Genomic DNA, 494 nt, shown 5'->3' with positions numbered 1-494 from the left:
TAATTAGCGAGCGGTGATCCTGATTCCATTTTATGAGAAATCGGCAAGTCATCTTTGTACGCTGGAAGACCTATACTCCCTGGATTTACAACGATTTTCCCATCTGGCAAATATACAACTCTAGGAATATGAGTATGTCCACATACAATTATTTGTTGCTCTATGTTTTGAAGGTGTTTCATAATTTCATCTGTAGTCTTCAATACCCCGCCATCTTCTGTCATTTTTTCTAGTAAATATATTTCATCCGAATCTGGTGTTCCATGACAGAAAAAGATGTCTTCCATAATATATTGAGAAGGATGCTCCTTTAGCCAATTTAAATGCTCATTTGTTAATAATCTTTTCACTTCATTTAGAGTGGATGATGAATCTTGCACAGGCTCCCACAACATTCGATCACAGTTACCTCTAACGTGATTCATCTTATGCTCCTTTAAAATCTTGATTGTTCCTACAGGATCTAAAGGACCATATATACTATCTCCTAAATT

At 35.8% G+C, this 494-nt stretch carries 1 protein-coding gene; it reads right to left on the bottom strand.

Features of this window, described 5'->3' with window-relative positions; genetic code table 11:
• The coding region (locus tag CN288_RS27860; protein WP_141528037.1) for a metallophosphoesterase family protein at window positions 1–494 on the bottom strand (494 nt) is incomplete at both ends.

Source organism: Bacillus sp. AFS023182 (assembly GCF_002560575.1).
Lineage (GTDB): Bacteria > Bacillota > Bacilli > Bacillales > Bacillaceae_G > Bacillus_A > Bacillus_A arachidis.
This window is presented reverse-complemented; position numbering and strand designations above follow the sequence as displayed.